This is a genomic window from Holdemanella sp. DFI.5.55, assembly GCF_020593575.1.
In the GTDB taxonomy this organism is placed as follows: Bacteria; Bacillota_I; Bacilli_A; order Erysipelotrichales; family Erysipelotrichaceae; genus Holdemanella; species Holdemanella hominis.
On the sequence record NZ_JAJDMK010000369.1, the window covers coordinates 1 to 237 of the forward strand.

Annotated in this window: 1 pseudogene; it reads right to left on the reverse strand. The window is 53.2% G+C overall.

The window, feature by feature from the left end:
- Positions 1–237: pseudogene (locus tag LJE08_RS14450) on the reverse strand (5-methyltetrahydropteroyltriglutamate--homocysteine methyltransferase); the annotation flags it as partial.

A 237-nucleotide genomic window follows, 5' to 3' on the forward strand; every position in this document is an offset into this window, starting at 1 on the left:
TGGAAACGGTAGCCATGTGCCGGCTTAGTATGCGCGATCCCTTCAAAGCCCCAGAACGTGTCCAGATGCCACCAAGAACGCCGGAACTCACCATCAGTAACCGCGTGCAGTTCAGCTTGTGCCTGTTTTTCGACCAGCGCCTTGATACACTTGTCTTCAACGGCTTTCAGTTCGTCATGGTCAATTTCATGGTTGGCAAATTTTTCCCGAGCTGCCTTCAGTTCGGCTGGACGCAGG